Here is a 16,501-nt window from a genome sequence, read left to right as displayed (position 1 = left end):
TGCTATGTTATGTATAGATTCGCTATCAGCTTATTGAGAATATTACCTGAATTATCATGAGGCAACGCAACTTGCTACTCACACTGGCTTTAATAGGATGTGTGTTATTGTCTGGCTTTCGTCTTGAAGCAGTGAATTTGCCTTCACATAACATTGCGAAGCAGCCGGGTTATATCGAAGTGCTAGATTCAATTACCAAAAATTATCTGACGAAAAACATTCCTCAGCATAACAGAATGTGGAATCTGCATAAGATTCTTACCAGCCGATTGAAGAAATCGGGAGTTGATACAGTCCTGTTTTATCAGAGTGGTTGTGTAGGCTGTGAGTATCTGCCTGCGCTGGATGAGCTAGGCAAGCCAAAGAAAAGCTGCCTATGTTCAGAGGAAGAGCAGGTTGTTTATTTATTCTGGCGTGACAAAGGCAAAACGCTGTCTAAAAATCTTGATTGCTGCCAAAATCAGCCTGTAGCGACAGGGAGGCCATCTGTAATCAATTTTTATTTTCAGAATAAAACCCACTTCCAAGCTGGAGAGAAATTCTTCCAGGATTTTGAGGCCTATAACCGTACCCATCCAAAAAATATAAAATTTCTGCCTCCAACATCTATACACGATGATGTGACACATATTCAATTTTACTTAGGTAATAAAACGGTGAAGTTTCAAGTCAGGCAGGAGGAGTTTACTAGTTCAGGCGAACCTAGGCACCTTCGCTATACATGGAAGCGCAAACAATGGGAGTGGGCTGACTTGATTAAAAAGTCCGTAGCGACAAAATAAAATACTATACCCCCTCAAACACTTCTGCCCACTCAATGCCGCACTCCGGCAGCGTATGAACCGGAATGAGGCCGGGTGTATAATACTCGCCGCGCACGTGGTAGCGGCCGTCCTGGAGCACGTACACCGTCACGCTCTTCTCGCCGGGCGAGACAATCCAGTATTCGCCTACCTCATTTTCCTCGTAAAGGTCGAACTTCTCCTTGGTGTCGCGGGCGAGGTTGCCGGGGCTCAGGATTTCAATAATCCAGTCGGGGGTGCCTACGCAGCCTTTATCGTCCAGTTTACTTGGGTCGCACACTACGCAGATGTCGGGCTGCACAACGGTGGTGATGTGCGCGTCGCCGTTGGGGCTGGCGGTGGTCAGGCGCACATCGAAGGGCGCGTGAAAAACCTCGCAGGAGCGGTGGGCCAGATGCATGTAAATCATTCCCATGAAACGGCTCGAAATACGCTGATGCACCACCCGCGGGGCTGGGCTCATGGGACGCACTTTGCCCCGGATGAGTTCTACCCACTCCGTGAGCTGCCAAGTCAGGTAGTCGGCGTAGGTGTAGCTTTTACTGAGGTCGAGTTGGGAGAGGCTGGTGATGGGGGGCATGGCGGTAGTATGTTTCGTAAAGTAGAAAGTAGGCTTACACCCCCGCAAACACGCCTTCCCACTGTAGCTCCAACCCTGGCAGCGTGTGCACGGGTAGGGGCCCCGGCTCGAAGTAAGCGCCGCGCGACTGGTACCGGCCGTTTTCCAGTACGTAGGTAGCCACGGTTTTCTCGCCGGGAAACACAATCCAGTACTCGGTTACGCCGCTTTCCTCGTAGAGCTCAAACTTCTCGCGGGTGTCGTAAGCGGCCGTGCTGGGCGAGAGGATTTCGATAATCCAGTCAGGAGCGCCGAGGCAGCCTTTGTCGTCCAGCTTTTCCGGGTCGCAGATCACGCAAATATCGGGCTGCACGACGGTAGTAATCTGGGCATCGCCGTTGGGGCCGGTGGTAGTCAGGCGCACGTCGAAGGGCGCGTGATATACCTCGCAAGAGCGTTGGAGCAAGTGGGCGTACACGGAGCCGAAGAAATAGCCGGAAATCTTCTGGTGCACCCGGCGCGGGGCGGGGCTCATGCGGCGGACTTTGCCCTTCACCAGCTCCACAAAATCCGTGAGCTGCCAGGTGAGGTAGTCGGCGTAGGTGTAGGTTTTGGTGAGGTCGAGCTGGGAAAGGCTGGTGATGGGGGGCATGGCAGCGGGCATTTCGTAGGGTAGTAAAGATACGCGCAGGCGCTACTTTCGTGCTCATGCAGCAACCGACCATCTTTATCGTACCGGGCCTAGGCAGCTCCGGCCCTGACCACTGGCAAACCCGCTGGGAACAGCACTACGGCTACCGGCGCGTAGAGCAGCGCAACTGGGACCAACCCATTCTCTCCGAATGGGTAGCCGCACTTGATGCGGCTATAGCGGCTGCCGGCCCCGAGGTGGTGCTGGTTGGGCATAGCCTGGCTTGTGCGACCATTGCGCATTGGGCCGGCTCCACCTCACCCCGCATAACAGGTGCCCTGCTGGTTGCTCCCGCCGACGTAGACCGGCCCGACTTGCCGCCAGAAGTAGCAAACTTTGCTCCGATGCCGCTTACGCGTCTGCCGTTTCCTAGCACGGTGGTAGCCAGCACCAACGATGAGTACGCCACGTTGGCGCGGGCCCAGCAGTTTGCCAAGGCCTGGGGCAGCCGGCTGGTGAACGTAGGAGCGCTAGGCCATATCAACTCTGCATCCGGTTTGGGGCTGTGGCCCGAAGGACATGCGCTGTTGCGGGAACTGCTGAACACTGCGCACTAGCAGAATAGCTTGCCGCAGGTAGTTAAAAGCAGGCAGTAGAGGCGCGTATTCATATAGGAAGGAGTAGTTGCGGATGTTGTTACAACCGATTCGGGCCGCCCCCGACCAGCCGCTGTGCAACGGGAAGAGGCAACTGCGCGCATCTTAGCCACGAGGCGGTGCACGTCTGCCGTTTATCCCTTCCGCACCTGCCCGGTGCCGCGCACCTGCCACTTGTAACTGGTCAGCTCTTCTAGGCCCATGGGGCCGCGGGCGTGCAGCTTCTGGGTGCTGATGCCGATTTCAGCGCCGAGGCCGAACTGGGCGCCGTCGGTGAAGGCGGTGGAGGCGTTGGCGTACACGGCGGCGGCATCCACCTCATTCAGGAACCGCTCAATGTGGGCCGCATCTTCGGAAATGATGGCCTCGCTGTGCCGGGAGCTGTAGGTAGCAATATGGGCCAGCGCTTCCTCTAAATCCCCGACAGTTTTCACGGCCATTTTCAACGACAAGAACTCGGTGCCGAAGTGCTCGGTAGTGGCAGGTTGCAGCAGCGGTGACGGGTAGGAGCCCGCCAGGGCTTGGTAGGATTCCGTATCGGCATACAGCACCACACCTGCCGCAGCCAAAGGAGCGAGCAGTGCAGGCAACTCGGGCAAGCGAGCCTCATGCACCAGCAGGCAGTCCAGGGCATTGCAGACGCTGACCCGGCGAGTTTTGGCGTTGGCAATGATGGCCTGACCTTGGGCCAGGTCGGCGGTTTCGTCGAAGTAGGTGTGCACGATGCCGGCGCCGGTTTCAATGACGGGGACTTTGGCGTGCTGGCGGACGTAGTCGATCAACTGCTGGCTGCCGCGCGGAATCAGCACATCGACGTAGCCGATGGCTTGGAGCAGGGCTTCCGTGGCCTGGCGGTCGGGCGGAAGCAGGCTGATGCTGGCGGGGGCCAGGCTGTGCCGCCGGAGCACGCGTTGTATCACCTGGCTGATGGCCTGGTTGGAATACGCCGCGTCGCTACCCCCTTTCAGCAGGCAGGCGTTGCCGGTTTTCAGGCACAGCGCCGCTACGTCAAACGTCACGTTGGGGCGGGCCTCGTAGATGACGCCCACCACGCCCAGCGGCACGCGCACTTTGCGCAGGTGCAGGCCATTAGGTAGCGTCCGTTCCTGGAGGGTTGCGCCCAGGGGCGAGGGTAGGGCCGCCACGTTGCGAATATCGGCAGCAATGGCTTCGAGGCGCGCGGCAGTGAGTTGAAGCCGGTCGTACTTCGGGTCCTCGGGCGACATGCGGGCCAAGTCTTTCTCGTTTTCAGCCAGCAGAAACGGTGTTTCGGCTACCGCAGCTGCGGCTAGGTCGAGCAGTACCCCGCGAATGGTTTCGGCCGAAAGCTGACCCAAGGCTCGGCTGGCGGCCTGAGTAGCCTGAAAAATTTCTTGCAGGTGCATAGGATAAACGCTTAAGGAGCGAAAGGCAGCAGGCCAGGCTTCTGCTTCGTATTGCTAATCAACGGCTGTCATTCCTGAACAGAGTAATCTGAGTTACTCTCTAGAAGGTAAACCTAGCTGTGAGGTAGGAGCAGCGCCAAGGTCTAGCCGGCTTCCGTGGTCAGAAACAGGTAGTCGTAGTGTACCAGCGGCTTCTGGTTTTGGTGGCCCAGGCGCTCCAGGGCTTTGTCGGCGCCGTATTCCGCTATGCCCAGGCCCAGAGGCTTGCCGGCCTCATCGAGGATGCGGATGATGTCGCCCTTCTGAAAGGTGTCGACTACCCCTAAAACACCCACCGGCAGCAGGCTAGTGGCCTTGCCGGGGGTAGTGAGGGCGGCTTTGGCACCAGCGTTGATTTGCACGGCCCCTTTCGCCGCCAGCTCGGAGTGGGCCAGCCACTTCTTTTTGCCGGAGGCCGATTTGCTGGGCACAAAGCGCGTGTTCACTACCTCCTGGCGGAGCAGGCGGGGTAGTACGTTCTCGGTGGTACCGTTGGCAATGTGTACCGCAATGCCCAGCTGGGCTACTTTCTGGGCCATGTGGCACTTGGTAATCATGCCGCCCCGCCCGAACTGGGAGCGTTGCGCCGTCACGAAGGACGAAAAGCTGGTCGTAGCCGGCCCAATTTCCGGAATCAGCTCGGAAGCCGGGTCTTTCGGGTCGCCGTTGAAAATGCCGTCCACGTTGCTCAGGATCAGCAGAGCGTCGGCGTTGAGCATGGACGCCACCAGGCCGGCCAGCTCGTCGTTGTCGGTGAACATGAGCTCGGTTACCGAAATCACGTCATTCTCATTTACAATCGGGATGATGCTGTTCTGGAGCAGGGCCCGGAAGCAATTCTGCATGTTGAGGTAGTGCACCCGGTCGCGGAAGTCTTCTTTCGTCACCAGCACTTGCGCGCACAACAGGCCGTGCCCGGCCAGCAGCTCGGCGTAAGTGGCCAGCAGCTTTACCTGGCCCACGGCAGCCAGTAGTTGGCGGCTGGTAACGGCATCGGCCTTGGCCGGCACCTGCACCACACTGCGCCCCGAGGCCACCGCCCCCGACGACACCACAATTACCTCTTTGCCTTGTTTTTTCAATTCCGCAATCTGCTCTACCAAGTGGCGGATGCGGGCCAAATCGGGGAAGCCGTCGGGCTGGGTTAGTACGTTGGAGCCGATTTTTACAATGATTCGCTGGTAAGAAAGCGCCATAGCCTGCGGTTGAGTTCGGGAGCGTAAGGTAGCAGAGAAGAGGTAGGCAGGGTAGGGGGCAGGGCGGCACCGCAAAAGAAATGTCCGCAGCGCCCACCAGAACCGCCGTGCAGGAAGTGAGCCCGGCAGTAGAAACCGATAATTCGCTAGGCCGCCTACCTCCGCTCGTCTCGTGCGTTTATGCAGCTATGATACTGCTTCGAACCAGCCGCAGCTGGCTTCTGCCGAGCCTGTTGGCCTTGCTGTCCTGCGACACCAACTCCGCCCAGCGCAGCCAGCTGCCGGCCGTATCTTCTCCCACCCAACCCGCCACTACCATGCACGCCGACCAAAACCTGCTCTACGCCCACGTAAAGTTCCTGACCTCGTTGCAACCCGGTCGTCATTACCGCAACCTCCGGTCCTTGAACCAGGCCGCCGACTATATCAAGGGAGAGTTTGAGAAGCTGGAAGCCGGCCCCGTGGAGGAGCAGCCGTTTCGGGCCGATGGGCGGCAGTACCGCAACATTATCCTGTCCTTGGGCTCGGCGAATGCGCCGCGCATTGTGGTGGGGGCACATTATGATGTGTTCGATGACATGCCCGGGGCCGACGACAACGCCAGCGCCGTGGCGGGCCTGCTGGAAACGGCTCGTTTGCTGCACACCTTGGGCTCCAATCTGAAATACCGCATCGATCTGGTGGCCTACCCCAACGAGGAGCCGCCTTACTTTGCCACCGAGTACATGGGTAGCGCCGTGCACGCCAAATCGTTGCATGATGCCGGCGTACAGGTGCGGGCCATGCTTTGCTACGAAATGATTGGCTACTTCCGCGACGAGCCCGGCTCGCAGCGTTTCCCCAATGAGCAGCTGGCCGCCCGCTACCCCAACACCGGCAACTTCATTACGGTGGTGGGCCGGACCGGTCAGGAGGCCTTTACCCAGCAGGTGCAGGAGCTGATGCAAGCCAAGGCCGATATTGACGTGCAGCACATCAATCTGCCCGCCGAAATGGGCCTGGCCGGCCTCTCCGACCACCGCAACTACTGGACTTACGGCTATGATGCCGTGATGATTAATGACACGGCTTTCCTGCGCAACCCCAACTACCACCAGCCCTCCGATACCATTGACACCCTGGATTTCCGGCGCATGGCGGAGGTAGTAAACGGGGTGTACGCCGCCGTTCTGGGGTTATAGGCGCAGGCCTGGGGCTTACGAGAGGGGTAGCATCGGGCGGGCCTGGTTTCCCGAGCAAACAAAAAGGCCGGGGCCGGCTTCTAGTCCGGCCCCGGCCAAGAGTATCAGCTTAAGGAATCGGCCACGGTTTCCTCCGGCGCATCGGGGTGGTCGGGCATTTCGGGAGAGTCGGGTTCGGCAAACCGGCTTTTAAACCGGGCATACAAAGCATTCATGCCCAGCAACAGCACCCCCATCAGGATAAAGACGATGGCGCGGGTGATGGTGCCGTGCTGCTTCAGATCGACAAGCAGCAGGCGTCCGAAGCACAAGGCCGTGCCGGCCAGAGCAGCGTAGCGCAGATCCTGGCGGCGGAGCAGCAGGCTACTGATAAAGGCAGCCAACACTTCCAGCATGAGCAGCACCGTCAGGATAGAGCGGTCGAAGCTTTGGAGCAGCAACAGCGTGAGCACCCCGAAAGCCGGGTACAGCAACAGCGGAATAAGCAGCGCCGTGGGCACCCGCCCCAGGGCTGCCAGCGGGGCCAGCAGCCGCGGCCACGAGGCGGCCGTAGTACTTGGGAACTGCTGCAAGGCCACGGCTGCGTAAGCAAACAGGCCCACGGTGGTTGCCATAGTAGTAAGGCCCGCCAGGCTCAGCAGCTGACCCGGCTCCAGATACGCCAGAGTCACGTAGGCGCTACTCAGCACAGCCGCCCCGAAGAGCAGAAGTCCGTATACGCGCACCCGCCGCAGGCGCAAGGGTAAGTAGCTCCCGGCCAGAGTGAGGGCAAAGGCGCCCAGCACCCACAGCACCGCATGCCATTCAACCCGCGTTTCACCCCACACCGTAAGGCCACCCAACAGCAGAGTAGCTTCGGGCAACAACGGATGCAGGTAACGCCACGAGGCATATACCGGGGCAGTGGCGGGTGGCCGCTGCCAGCTCCAGCCAGCCAGCACCAGGAGCAGAGCACTGGCAGTAAGGCGCCGGGCCGGCCAGCCCAGCAACACATCCATTGAATGAGTGGCTACCAACGTCAGGTGTCCGAGGGTGGCTAGTGCGAGCAGCCCGTAGGCCAGGTGCAGCAGGTAGCTGTCGGGGGAGCCGGCGCGTTGCAGGTCGGCAGGAGCAGGCCACTGCCGACGCACCAGTGTAGCGCCCCAAGCCAGCGCGGCCGCCAGCCCGGTCCAGGCGAGTAGGGGCAGGGCTTCGGAGCGAGGGGCCAGGGCGGCCCAGGTGGCCACCAGCAGCTGCAACCCGCTCAGATACAGCCAGGGCCAGCGGACATGCTGCTGCCGGGCTTCCCACCACGAGCAACTCACGCCTACCATCGGCAGCAAGAGCAAGGGTAGCAAATACCCCAGAACCGGCCCCGGCTGAAATACCGGTCCGGCGGGCAGCACCCGGGTCCACTGCAACACCTGATACCCCAGGGCGGCACCGGCCACGCCCGTCCATAAGCCGGGCAGCGTGGAGTAGCGTCGCCCTAGCAGCAGGGCGCTGCCCAGGGCAACGGCCACCCAGCCGGCCCAGGTATGTTCATACACTAGGCCACCGGCCGCAAGTAAGTGCAGCCCCATCAGCCAGCCCAGCACCCGCAGGCTATAGGTTGGGTGGTACGCCGGGGGTAGGACGCTGGGTAGGGAAATAGTACGCCCTAGTAGCCACTGCGCCGTAAGGGTAGCCAAAGCAGCCACTACCAGCAGCAGGGCCCGCACGGAGTCGGTAAGAAGGCCGGTGTGGTACACGAGCAGCGGCAAGGCAACGGCCAGCAGCAACGACCCATAATGCAGCAACCGGAACACCGGCCACTCGGCCTGCCAGGCCAACCACAAAGTCATGGCCAGTACCTCAGCATATAGCACAGTGCTGGTAGCCGGCCACGACAAGCCGATTTCGTGCAGGCCCAGCACGGCTACCATCAGCAGAAGCTGGCCCAGGAGCAGGTGCGCCTCCCGGAACCAGCCGGTGCTACCCCGAAGCCAGGCTGCAAGGCCCAGCAGCAGGCCGGCTGCTCCCACTGCGCACACCAGCAAGCTGGCGACAGGTGGTTGGGGTAGCGCAAACAAAGCCTGACCAAGCAGCGCCGTTCCGGTGAGGTACACCAGCACCGCCAGCAGTTGCAAGCCGGTATACAGGTGCTGAACTGGCGCCAGCAGCTGGGTAAAGCGTACGTGTCGGCGGGGTAAGATGAGCAGCACGGAGGTCGTCAGGCCTACCAGCAACAGCAGACCCAGCCGCTGATGCAACTCTGGCCCCGCCAGGTGCCGGACGTTGTGCGTCACCTGGAGCAGCAGCCAGCCGCCACTAACCAGTGCCGCCCCAACCAGCAGGCGGTAAGCAACCAGCTCAGCTAGCAAGCCCAGCGTGCCTGCCACCAGCAGCGTTGCCAGATACAGCGTGGCGGCAGTAGCGGGCCAGCTGAGCCCCGCCTCGTGCAGGCCCAGAATGGCCACCGCCGCCAGCATATGTCCGCTCAGGAGGTGCATTGTTCGGAACCACGCCGCGCCGCCGCGCAACCACCACGCCAGGGTCCAGAGGAAGCCTGTACCAGCCAGCGAGCTGCCAATCAGAAGCCCTACCGGTGGCTGCGCTACCCCAAACAGGGCCCGCAGCAGCAACACGGCCGTACCAATGTAGAGGGCCCCTGCCATGGCTCCGACTCCCTGGTGCAGCTCCGTGCCGTAGCTACCGGTATCTTCCTCCGGCAAAGGTTGGCGCTGAACCAGATGGTAGTAGCCGGCCCCCAAAATACCGGCTAGCCCTAGCAAAAAGGCATTGCGGTACAGCTGGGTGGGCGAGTACAGCATGAGCTGGCTGATGTTAAGCGCCAGCAAGGCACCCGAGGCAAGGAGCGCCCCGGCCGTAGCTACCTGGAAAACCACCAGTTCGTGCTCCCGCCGCATAATGAAAGCCACCAGCAGGGTTTCCAAGAGCATAAACAGCAGGATCAGGGTGCCGGAGGCGTGCCAGCCCTGCAAGGAGAAGGCCGTAAATAAGCCTAGTGCCAGGGAGATAACGCTGTCGGTACGGAAAAGCCAGGCAATGCCCAGGTGCCGTGCCCGCCGGGCTACCCAGAACGTCAGTACGGCGCCGAGGCCCAGGGGCACGGTTTTCCAGGGCGAGCCAGTGCTGTACTGGTAGAGGTTGATGCCCAGGCAGGTCCAGTTGAGGACGTGCGCCGCGAACAGCAGGGCATCGAAGCGGGTAGTGGCGTACACCTTGCGGTACTGCACCACGGCGGCCGCTACCCCCACCAGCAGCACCAACCCCATGGCCCCCAAACGCACGGTGCCGGAAAGCGGCCCGCTACTCAGCAGCGAGTGGTGCCAGTATTGATGGAAGCTGAAAAAGCTGATGATGCTTAAAAGCAGCTGATATTTCCAGCGCTGCCGATACGTAATGCCGATGCTGAAAGCCGTGACACCTGCGGCCGCAGCCAGCGTCAGCAGTGTGTGCGGCAGCACGGCCAGGGCCACCAGGCTCAGCACCCCGTGCAGGGTAGCCACCGATTCGCGGCTTGCGTCCCAGGCCAGCCACAGGTTGGCCGCTACCCCTGCCAACAGCAGCAAGTAGCTCAGCGGCGGGCCCGCCCACTGCAAGCCCGGTACACTCACGGCGCCCACGCAGGCAAACAAGAACACCGCTGCCGCACTGCTTTGCAGCCACACGTGCAGCCGGGCAGCAAACGGCTTAGGCCGCAGGTAGTAATGCAGGCCCAGCAACGTTGCCGCGAAGGCCGTAATCATGCCGAAACGTACGGGCGGGCTAACGCGCAAGGCTGTATAAACGCCCAAAAATCCAATTCCCGTAACAAGCACCACGGCCCCGAGAATCCCGGTCCAGTTATCAAGCAGCAGTTGCTCCACCCGGTCCCACCAGCTAGGTCCGGTAGGTTCGGTGGGCACTGCGGTGGGGCGTTGCGGTGGGCAGGGCGGGGAAGGAGGAGTGGGGCTTTGCGGCCGGGGCGGGGTAGTAGCCGCTACCAAAGCCGGCTGAGCGGTAGGCGTGGCCTCCGGAGTAGCGGGAACAGGCGTAGGGGGAATGCCTGGGGCAGGAGCTGCTGGTGCTGGCGCCGCTGCCGGGCGAGTTGCCGGAGCTGGTTCGGTGAGAGGGGCCGTTGGGGCCGCAACCGGCGGAACGGGGGGCTCTGGGGTAGCGGCGGCAGCGGCAATTGCGGGCTGGGCTGGTGCCGTTGCTGGTGTAGCCTCGGCCGGAGGGGTAGGCGAGGCAGCGGCTGGAGGCGGCGCGGGGGTAGCGCGGTACCATTCCAGTGGGCTAGGCGGTGCGGGCTGCGTAAGAGGAGCCGTGGTTGGCGTGGGCGCGGCCGGTGCAGGTTTCGCCGGGGCGGGTTCTGCTGCGGCAGCGCGTAGCTGATTTAGCTCTTGTTCCAGACGGTGCACCGTGGCGAGCAACGCCTGGTGGTCGTCCTGGCGCTGGTGCAGCCAATTACTCAGCTCCCGGATGCGCTTGGTAATGTCCTGGTACAGCAGGCCGACGACAATGACGACCAGCATCAGCAGGGAAATGCCCATAGAGGAATGTGGTTAAGAATAAAACACAACTGGCCGCCGGCGAGCGGCCCATAACAGCGCAAACCCGGTGCGGCGGGCAGATAAGGTGCCGCAGTCCTTGGCTCACAATAACATAGGGACCGAAACATACAAATTGCCCTTGGAATAAGTAATACATAGATGACAAAATTTTACACATTTTTTTCTTGAAGCCTTTCTTGGCACTTTCAGGGCCGTTTTAAGCCTTGCTGCTTCGCCTCTTCTGTTCATCTGTCTGATGCTTTCCTATCCCCACGAAATCTTCTTTGAAGTAGCCCGTCAGCTAAGCTTCACCAAAGCCGCGCAAACCCTGTTTTTAAGCCAGTCGGCGGTGAGTAAGCAGGTAAAGGGCCTGGAAGAGCACTACAAAACGGGCCTGTTTGAGCGGTTGGGCAACAGCATCCAGCTCACGCCGGCCGGGCAGCTGCTGTACCGTAAGCTGCTACTGGCCCGGCAGCTCCAGCACGAGCTGCACCAGGAGTTCAGCGAGCTTAGCCCCATGTTTTCGCCCCAGGTGCGCATGGTTATCGGGGCCAGCACCACCATTTCGCTCTACGTCATTCCGGCCGTGCTTTCCGCCTACCTCAGTCAGTACCCGCATACCCAGCTAACGCTCAAAAACCGCAACTCCGAGAACATCCTGAGAGCCTTGCTGGAGCACGAAATCGACCTGGGCATTATTGAGGGCATCCACAAAGTCAGCAACGTAACCTACACCCCTCTGTTTACTGATGCCGTTATTGCCGTGTGCTCGGGGCGCAATCCGCTACCCCGCCAGCAGCTCCAGGTGCAGGACTTGCGCCGGATTCCGGTAGCCCTGCGTGAAGCTGGCTCCGGTACGCTCGCGGTGCTGGAAGAAGCCCTGGCCACCCACGGTATCCGCCTCACCGACCTGCCCGTGAAAGTGCGACTTGGAGGCACGGAAGCCCTCAAGAACTTTGTGCGGGTAGATACTTGCCTTGCTTTCCTACCCCGGCAGTCGGTTATGAAAGAGTTGGAGGCCGGCGAGCTGGTAGAAGTGCCCATTCAGGGGTTGGAGCTGGTGCGTCACTTCGATTTTGTGCAGCGCAAGGGCACCGAGAACAACATGCCCTACAAAACCTTTGTGCAGTTCGCCCGGCGCTATTATTCCAAAATGGAATAGGCTATTCCAAATTGCCGTTTGCCGGAGGAATAGCTATGGAGGAGTTTTGCGTTGAACTCCCCACTATGAAAACTCTCCTCGCTACTACCTCCCGCCTCCACGAGCTGCACTGTGCGGCCTGCGGAGCCCCGCATTCTGCCTTCCAGCTGCAACGCGTCTCGGAGTGCTGCTCGCAGCCCCTCATCGCCGACTACGACCTGCAGGAACCGCTAACCCGGACGGCTGGTATTGAGCTAGCCGACAACTCGATGTGGCGCTACCGCTCCTTGCTACCCCTGCTCGATGAGGCTAACCGCGTCAGTCTGGGAGAGGGCTGGACGCCGATGCTGGAGCTGCCCCGGCTGGCGGCGCGCTACGGCTTCTCCGATTTGCGCCTGAAAGATGAGGGCCAGAACCCCACGGGCTCGTTTAAAGCCCGGGGCCTGAGCATGGCCGTTTCCAAAGCCAAGGAGCTGGGTGCTACGGGCTGCATCATTCCTACGGCTGGCAACGCGGGGGTAGCTATGGCGGCGTACTGCGCCCGCGCTGGTTTGCGCGCCGTAGTGGTAATGCCGCGCCACACTCCGCAGGCTTTCCGCGAGGAATGCTACTGGTACGGGGCCGACGTGCATCTGGTAGATGGCCTGATCAACGACTGTGCCACCCGGGTGCGCGAGCTAAACGCGGCTGGCGAGCTGCTCGATGTATCCACCCTGAAAGAACCTTACCGGCTTGAGGGTAAGAAAACCATGGGCTACGAGCTGGCCGAACAGCTCAACTGGCACCTGCCCGATGTGCTGCTCTACCCCGCCGGGGGCGGCACCGGGCTAATTGGCATCTGGAAAGCAGTGCGTGAGATGCTGGCCCTGGGCTGGCTGCCCGCCGGTACCAAACTACCGCGCATGGTAGCAGTGCAAGCCGCCAACTGCTGCCCCCTGGTAGAAACCCGCGCTGGCCGCCAGGCCAACTGCCATGCCTACGTCGGCCGGCCCACCATTGCCAACGGGCTAGCCGTGCCGCGCCCCCTCGGCGAGCCCCTGATGCTGGACGTACTAGCCGAATCAGGAGGAACGGCGCTGGCTATTACCGATGAGCAGATGCTGGAAGGCCTGCGGGAGTTGGGCAAAGAGGAAGGCCTGTTTGTGGCTCCCGAGGGGGCGGCCGTTTGGATGGCCGCCCGCCAGTTGCTCAGCATCGGCTGGATACAACCCGAGGAGCAGGTGCTGCTCTTGAACACTGGTTCGGCCCAGAAATACCTTGAGAATATTATCGGGCTGGCCTAAGCTAAGGCTGGAACGAACTCAGACACCTCTAACGCTACCCTTAGGCTAACAGAAAAGCTATAGGCAGTGCTCAGCTGGCTTTCGCCCCGACTGATGTAGAACCTCTGTTGCAGGAGTTCTACATCAGTCGGGGCTATGTTTTTGTAGCCAGTACTTCTGAGAGAAGGGCTACTATATAAAGGGGGGTAGTGTCGAGATAGTGCATGTATTTTAGGAAACACCCTATGTAATTTGATGGGTTATTGAGGAAAGTAATGGACTTGCATGGTATATTGCCTTTGAAAATGATGGTAATATTCTGAAAAGCGCTTTATGACTCCCAAAGCTGCCCCCTTTCGTCCTGGCTTCAGCTTATTCACGCTGGGCGTCTTGCTGGTGCTGGCCATTGTTGCAGCACTAGCGAAAGTACCGCATCCGGCCGCGGCCCCCGGTTCGCTCAACGGAGCCGATGTAGCCTGGATGCTGACGGCCACCGCCTTCGTACTGATCATGACCCCAGGCTTGTCGTTTTTTTACGGCGGCATGGTGCGTCCCAAAAACGTGATTAGCACCATGTTGCAGAGCTTCGTAGCACTGGGCGTTATTTCAGTTTTGTTCTACTTCGTGGGCTTCTCCCTCTGCTACGGCGACTCCTGGTATGGTCTTATCGGCGACCCGCGCACGTTTGCCTTGCTGCGCAACGTAGGCACGGCGCCTAATCCGGCCTTTGCCGCTACCATTCCCTTTATTCTCTACTTCGCCTTTCAGCTGAAGTTCGCCATTATTACCCCCGCCCTGATTACCGGCTCTTTCGCCGAACGGGTGCGTTTCAAGGGGTATCTGGCTTTCATGGTGCTGTTCAGCCTGTTTATTTACTGCCCGCTGGCTCACTGGACCTGGCACCCCGAAGGCTTCCTGCGTAAGTGGGGAGTACTGGATTTTGCCGGCGGTACCGTAGTTCACATTTCGGCGGGGGTAGCAGCTTTGGCCGGGGCCATGGTGCTCGGCCGCCGCTCGGCTAACCTGCGCACCTCGTCTTTCTCGACGCCCAACGTGCCCTACGTGCTGCTTGGCACGGGCCTGCTGTGGTTTGGCTGGTTTGGCTTCAACGCGGGTTCGGCCCTGGGAGCCAATGAACTGGCGGCCCTCTCCTTTGTGAACACCAACCTGGCCTCGGCTGCGGCCCTTATTGCCTGGCTGCTGATTGAAGTGGCCCGCGGGGGTAAGCCCACGGCTGTGGGCGCCTGCACGGGAGCAGTGGTTGGCCTGGTGGCTATTACGCCCGCCGCTGGCTACGTCGACTACGGGCAAAGCATTCTGTTTGGGGTGCTGGCCGCGCTCATCAGCCACGCCGCTGTGCACTGGCAGAACTCGCGCACGACCATCGACGACACCCTGGACGTATTTCCGTGCCACGGGCTGGGAGGCATCGTCGGGATGCTGCTTACGGGCGTTTTTGCCGATAAGGTAGGCCTGATTCATGGCACCTTTACCACGTTTGGCTACCATCTGCTGGGCCTGCTTATCGTGATTACCTACTCCTTTGTGGGGGCCTGGATTCTGCTGAAAATCACCGACCGCATTTTTGGGTTGCGCGTGAAGATTCAGGAAGAAGAGCTGGGCCTCGATTTAAGCCAGCACGAGGAGTCTACCTACCACGTAGACGAAGAATTTGAGCGCACGTACCGCCGGGAGCTAGCCCCCGAAAACGCGTAATAGCCGCGCCGGCTATTTTCAACTTCACCACCGGCAATGATGTGAAGTATAACTCTGACAGCAACTGGAGTATTTAAAAGTTAGGGGTAAAACAAGAAGGCCACCGGTGAGGAACCCGGTGGCCTTTTACTGTTTGATGGGGGTAGGGTAGTTTAGCTAAGCGCCGTCGACCAGAGGTACACCAGCCAGATAATAAACAGCAGCCCTACGATACCCTTCTGCACCCCTGCCTCCGGGAAAAGCAAGCTTGCCCCGGCTCCCGCTACCCCCAGCACCAGCAGGAGCGACGCAGCCACGATAGCCCAGGTTCGGGCTTTGCGCGAAACGTAGGGCCGGAGCGCCACCGTCAGCGGAAACAGGGCCGCCAGCAAACTGCCGCCCAACAGTCCGGGGCCTTCCAGGTGGGTGAAGGTGGCGGTGGTCAGCAGTGCAGTAGCGGCCAGCAGCACGCCGGCAAACACAAGGGCCTGCCGCCGCTGCGCTTCCGAGAGGGCATGGCGCCCGTAGGGATTGAGCAAAAGCAAGCCGTTGAACATGGGGTCGGCAAACCAGCTCATAAATACCAGGGGCAGGTAGAGGGGTAGTAAAATCGGCACAAACCGCACCAGCACATATAACCCAATGAACAGCAGCCGCCGCGTACCGCCGCCCAGCTTTTCCGTCCAGACGGTGAAGCGCAGGAAGGCACGATACAGCCAATACTGCGCTTTCAGCGACTCCACCAGCCCTTCGCGGGCATAGTTGGAGGTAGGCTGTCGGCGCAGGGCGTCGCGGAAGTGCTCCAGGGCCTGGCGGTGGCGGCCGGCTTCCAGGGCTACCCAGCCGGCGTCGGCGTGGGTGCCAGCGTCATCAGGGTCGTAGCGGAGGGCGGTTTGCAGGGAGTCTGCTGCATCTTGGGGCCGGCCGAGGCGGGCCAGGCAGCGGCCGCGCAGGCCCAGGCAGTCTACATGCTCGGGGTCGTAGGCAAGGCCCATTTCGGCCGCCCGCAAGGCCCCTTCCCACTGCCCGCGCTGAAACCGAATCAGGCCGAGGGTATGGTGGTAGTTGGGGTCAGTCGGGTCAAGGCGCAGGGCTTCCTCAATGGCTTCCTGTGCTTCGGGCAGGCGTTGCTGACGCTGGTGAGCCAGGCTGAGCAGGTAGTAGGCAAAGTCGAACTCCGGGGCCAGCCCGATGGAAATTTCAATGTGCTCCTGTCCTTCGGCTAGCTGCCCCAAATCCAGCAGCGCCATGCCCAGCCAGGCGTGGGCCAGGGCATCGTTAGGCTCCTGGCGCAGAATGCGGCGTAGCTCCTGCTCGGCCTGAGCGGCCCGGCCCTGGCGCAGCAGCAGTAAAATCCGGTCGGGCCAGTTGGCTTGTTCCATGGGGGTAGGGGCGTCAGGCACCAAGTAAGTAAACGGTTGGGAGTACGCGGAAAA

At 60.6% G+C, this 16,501-nt stretch carries 12 protein-coding genes; 6 read left to right on the top strand and 6 right to left on the bottom strand.

From position 1 onward, the window contains the following. The first annotated feature begins 56 nt into the window (after positions 1 to 56). Positions 57 to 782: a hypothetical protein gene (locus K3G63_RS17475; protein ID WP_220615406.1), complete on the top strand. Its 726-nt coding sequence runs from the start codon at positions 57 to 59 to the stop codon at positions 780 to 782. Between the two features lie 4 nt (positions 783 to 786). Here K3G63_RS17475 and K3G63_RS17470 read toward each other — a convergent pair whose 3' ends face one another. Then, positions 787 to 1,383 (bottom strand): Uma2 family endonuclease, encoded by a 597-nt coding sequence (locus K3G63_RS17470; protein WP_220615405.1) that lies wholly within the window; start codon positions 1,381 to 1,383, stop codon positions 787 to 789. Between the two features lie 34 nt (positions 1,384 to 1,417). Beyond that, the gene (locus K3G63_RS17465) at positions 1,418 to 2,026 is read right to left on the bottom strand and encodes a Uma2 family endonuclease (protein ID WP_259404541.1); all 609 of its coding nucleotides are present in this window, start codon (positions 2,024 to 2,026) and stop codon (positions 1,418 to 1,420) included. A gap of 44 nt (positions 2,027 to 2,070) precedes the next feature. On the opposite strand from K3G63_RS17465, the gene K3G63_RS17460 reads away from it, so the two are divergent. Then, complete coding sequence (locus K3G63_RS17460; RefSeq protein ID WP_220615404.1) at positions 2,071 to 2,610, top strand: alpha/beta hydrolase; 540 nt, start codon at positions 2,071 to 2,073, stop codon at positions 2,608 to 2,610. Positions 2,611 to 2,783: 173 nt separating this feature from the next. On the opposite strand, the gene K3G63_RS17455 is transcribed toward K3G63_RS17460, so the two are convergent. Together K3G63_RS17455 and proB are read right to left on the bottom strand one after the other, a co-directional pair. Further along, entirely contained in the window at positions 2,784 to 4,034 is a 1,251-nt protein-coding gene (locus K3G63_RS17455) for a glutamate-5-semialdehyde dehydrogenase (RefSeq protein ID WP_220615403.1), read from the bottom strand. A 143-nt stretch (positions 4,035 to 4,177) separates the two neighbouring features. Then, positions 4,178 to 5,269, bottom strand: a complete 1,092-nt coding sequence (gene proB, locus K3G63_RS17450) for a glutamate 5-kinase (protein ID WP_220615402.1) — start codon at positions 5,267 to 5,269, stop codon at positions 4,178 to 4,180. Positions 5,270 to 5,457: 188 nt separating this feature from the next. Here proB and K3G63_RS17445 point away from each other — a divergent pair, with 188 nt between their 5' ends. Next, positions 5,458 to 6,450 (top strand): M28 family peptidase, encoded by a 993-nt coding sequence (locus tag K3G63_RS17445; protein ID WP_259404540.1) that lies wholly within the window; start codon positions 5,458 to 5,460, stop codon positions 6,448 to 6,450. Between the two features lie 104 nt (positions 6,451 to 6,554). On the opposite strand, the gene K3G63_RS23100 is transcribed toward K3G63_RS17445, so the two are convergent. After that, the gene (locus tag K3G63_RS23100) at positions 6,555 to 10,967 is read right to left on the bottom strand and encodes a hypothetical protein (protein ID WP_310794607.1); all 4,413 of its coding nucleotides are present in this window, start codon (positions 10,965 to 10,967) and stop codon (positions 6,555 to 6,557) included. 256 nt (positions 10,968 to 11,223) lie between these two features. On the opposite strand from K3G63_RS23100, the gene K3G63_RS17435 reads away from it, so the two are divergent. From K3G63_RS17435 to K3G63_RS17425, 3 genes are all read left to right on the top strand, one after another. Beyond that, positions 11,224 to 12,129, top strand: coding sequence for a LysR family transcriptional regulator (locus K3G63_RS17435; protein WP_220615401.1), 906 nt, complete (start codon positions 11,224 to 11,226; stop codon positions 12,127 to 12,129). A 65-nt stretch (positions 12,130 to 12,194) separates the two neighbouring features. Further along, positions 12,195 to 13,391, top strand: a complete 1,197-nt coding sequence (locus tag K3G63_RS17430; RefSeq protein WP_220615400.1) for a threonine synthase — start codon at positions 12,195 to 12,197, stop codon at positions 13,389 to 13,391. Between the two features lie 312 nt (positions 13,392 to 13,703). Continuing rightward, positions 13,704 to 15,086 (top strand): ammonium transporter, encoded by a 1,383-nt coding sequence (locus K3G63_RS17425; RefSeq protein ID WP_220615399.1) that lies wholly within the window; start codon positions 13,704 to 13,706, stop codon positions 15,084 to 15,086. Positions 15,087 to 15,238: 152 nt separating this feature from the next. On the opposite strand, the gene K3G63_RS17420 is transcribed toward K3G63_RS17425, so the two are convergent. Next, positions 15,239 to 16,447 carry a tetratricopeptide repeat protein gene (locus K3G63_RS17420; protein WP_220615398.1) on the bottom strand — a complete coding sequence of 403 codons (1,209 nt, stop codon included), beginning with the start codon at positions 16,445 to 16,447 and terminating at the stop codon, positions 15,239 to 15,241. Between the last annotated feature and the right edge of the window lie 54 nt (positions 16,448 to 16,501).

The sequence above is a fragment of the Hymenobacter sp. HSC-4F20 genome (genome assembly GCF_019599275.1).
GTDB lineage: Bacteria > Bacteroidota > Bacteroidia > Cytophagales > Hymenobacteraceae > Hymenobacter.
The sequence above is the reverse complement of the archived record's forward strand: the minus strand, read 5'-3'. Positions and strand labels throughout refer to the sequence as shown.

Bases quoted from the DNA above. Each gene is read 5' to 3' on its own strand.
- K3G63_RS17420 (WP_220615398.1), bottom strand. From the start codon at position 16,447: ATGGAACAAGCCAACTGGCCCGACCGGATTTTACTGCTGCTGCGCCAG.
- K3G63_RS17435 (WP_220615401.1), top strand. From the start codon at position 11,224: ATGCTTTCCTATCCCCACGAAATCTTCTTTGAAGTAGCCCGTCAGCTA.
- K3G63_RS17465 (WP_259404541.1), bottom strand. From the start codon at position 2,026: ATGCCCGCTGCCATGCCCCCCATCACCAGCCTTTCCCAGCTCGACCTC.
- K3G63_RS17425 (WP_220615399.1), top strand. From the start codon at position 13,704: ATGACTCCCAAAGCTGCCCCCTTTCGTCCTGGCTTCAGCTTATTCACG.
- K3G63_RS17470 (WP_220615405.1), bottom strand. From the start codon at position 1,383: ATGCCCCCCATCACCAGCCTCTCCCAACTCGACCTCAGTAAAAGCTAC.
- K3G63_RS23100 (WP_310794607.1), bottom strand. From the start codon at position 10,967: ATGGGCATTTCCCTGCTGATGCTGGTCGTCATTGTCGTCGGCCTGCTG.
- proB (WP_220615402.1), bottom strand. From the start codon at position 5,269: ATGGCGCTTTCTTACCAGCGAATCATTGTAAAAATCGGCTCCAACGTA.
- K3G63_RS17455 (WP_220615403.1), bottom strand. From the start codon at position 4,034: ATGCACCTGCAAGAAATTTTTCAGGCTACTCAGGCCGCCAGCCGAGCC.
- K3G63_RS17430 (WP_220615400.1), top strand. From the start codon at position 12,195: ATGAAAACTCTCCTCGCTACTACCTCCCGCCTCCACGAGCTGCACTGT.
- K3G63_RS17475 (WP_220615406.1), top strand. From the start codon at position 57: ATGAGGCAACGCAACTTGCTACTCACACTGGCTTTAATAGGATGTGTG.
- K3G63_RS17445 (WP_259404540.1), top strand. From the start codon at position 5,458: ATGATACTGCTTCGAACCAGCCGCAGCTGGCTTCTGCCGAGCCTGTTG.
- K3G63_RS17460 (WP_220615404.1), top strand. From the start codon at position 2,071: ATGCAGCAACCGACCATCTTTATCGTACCGGGCCTAGGCAGCTCCGGC.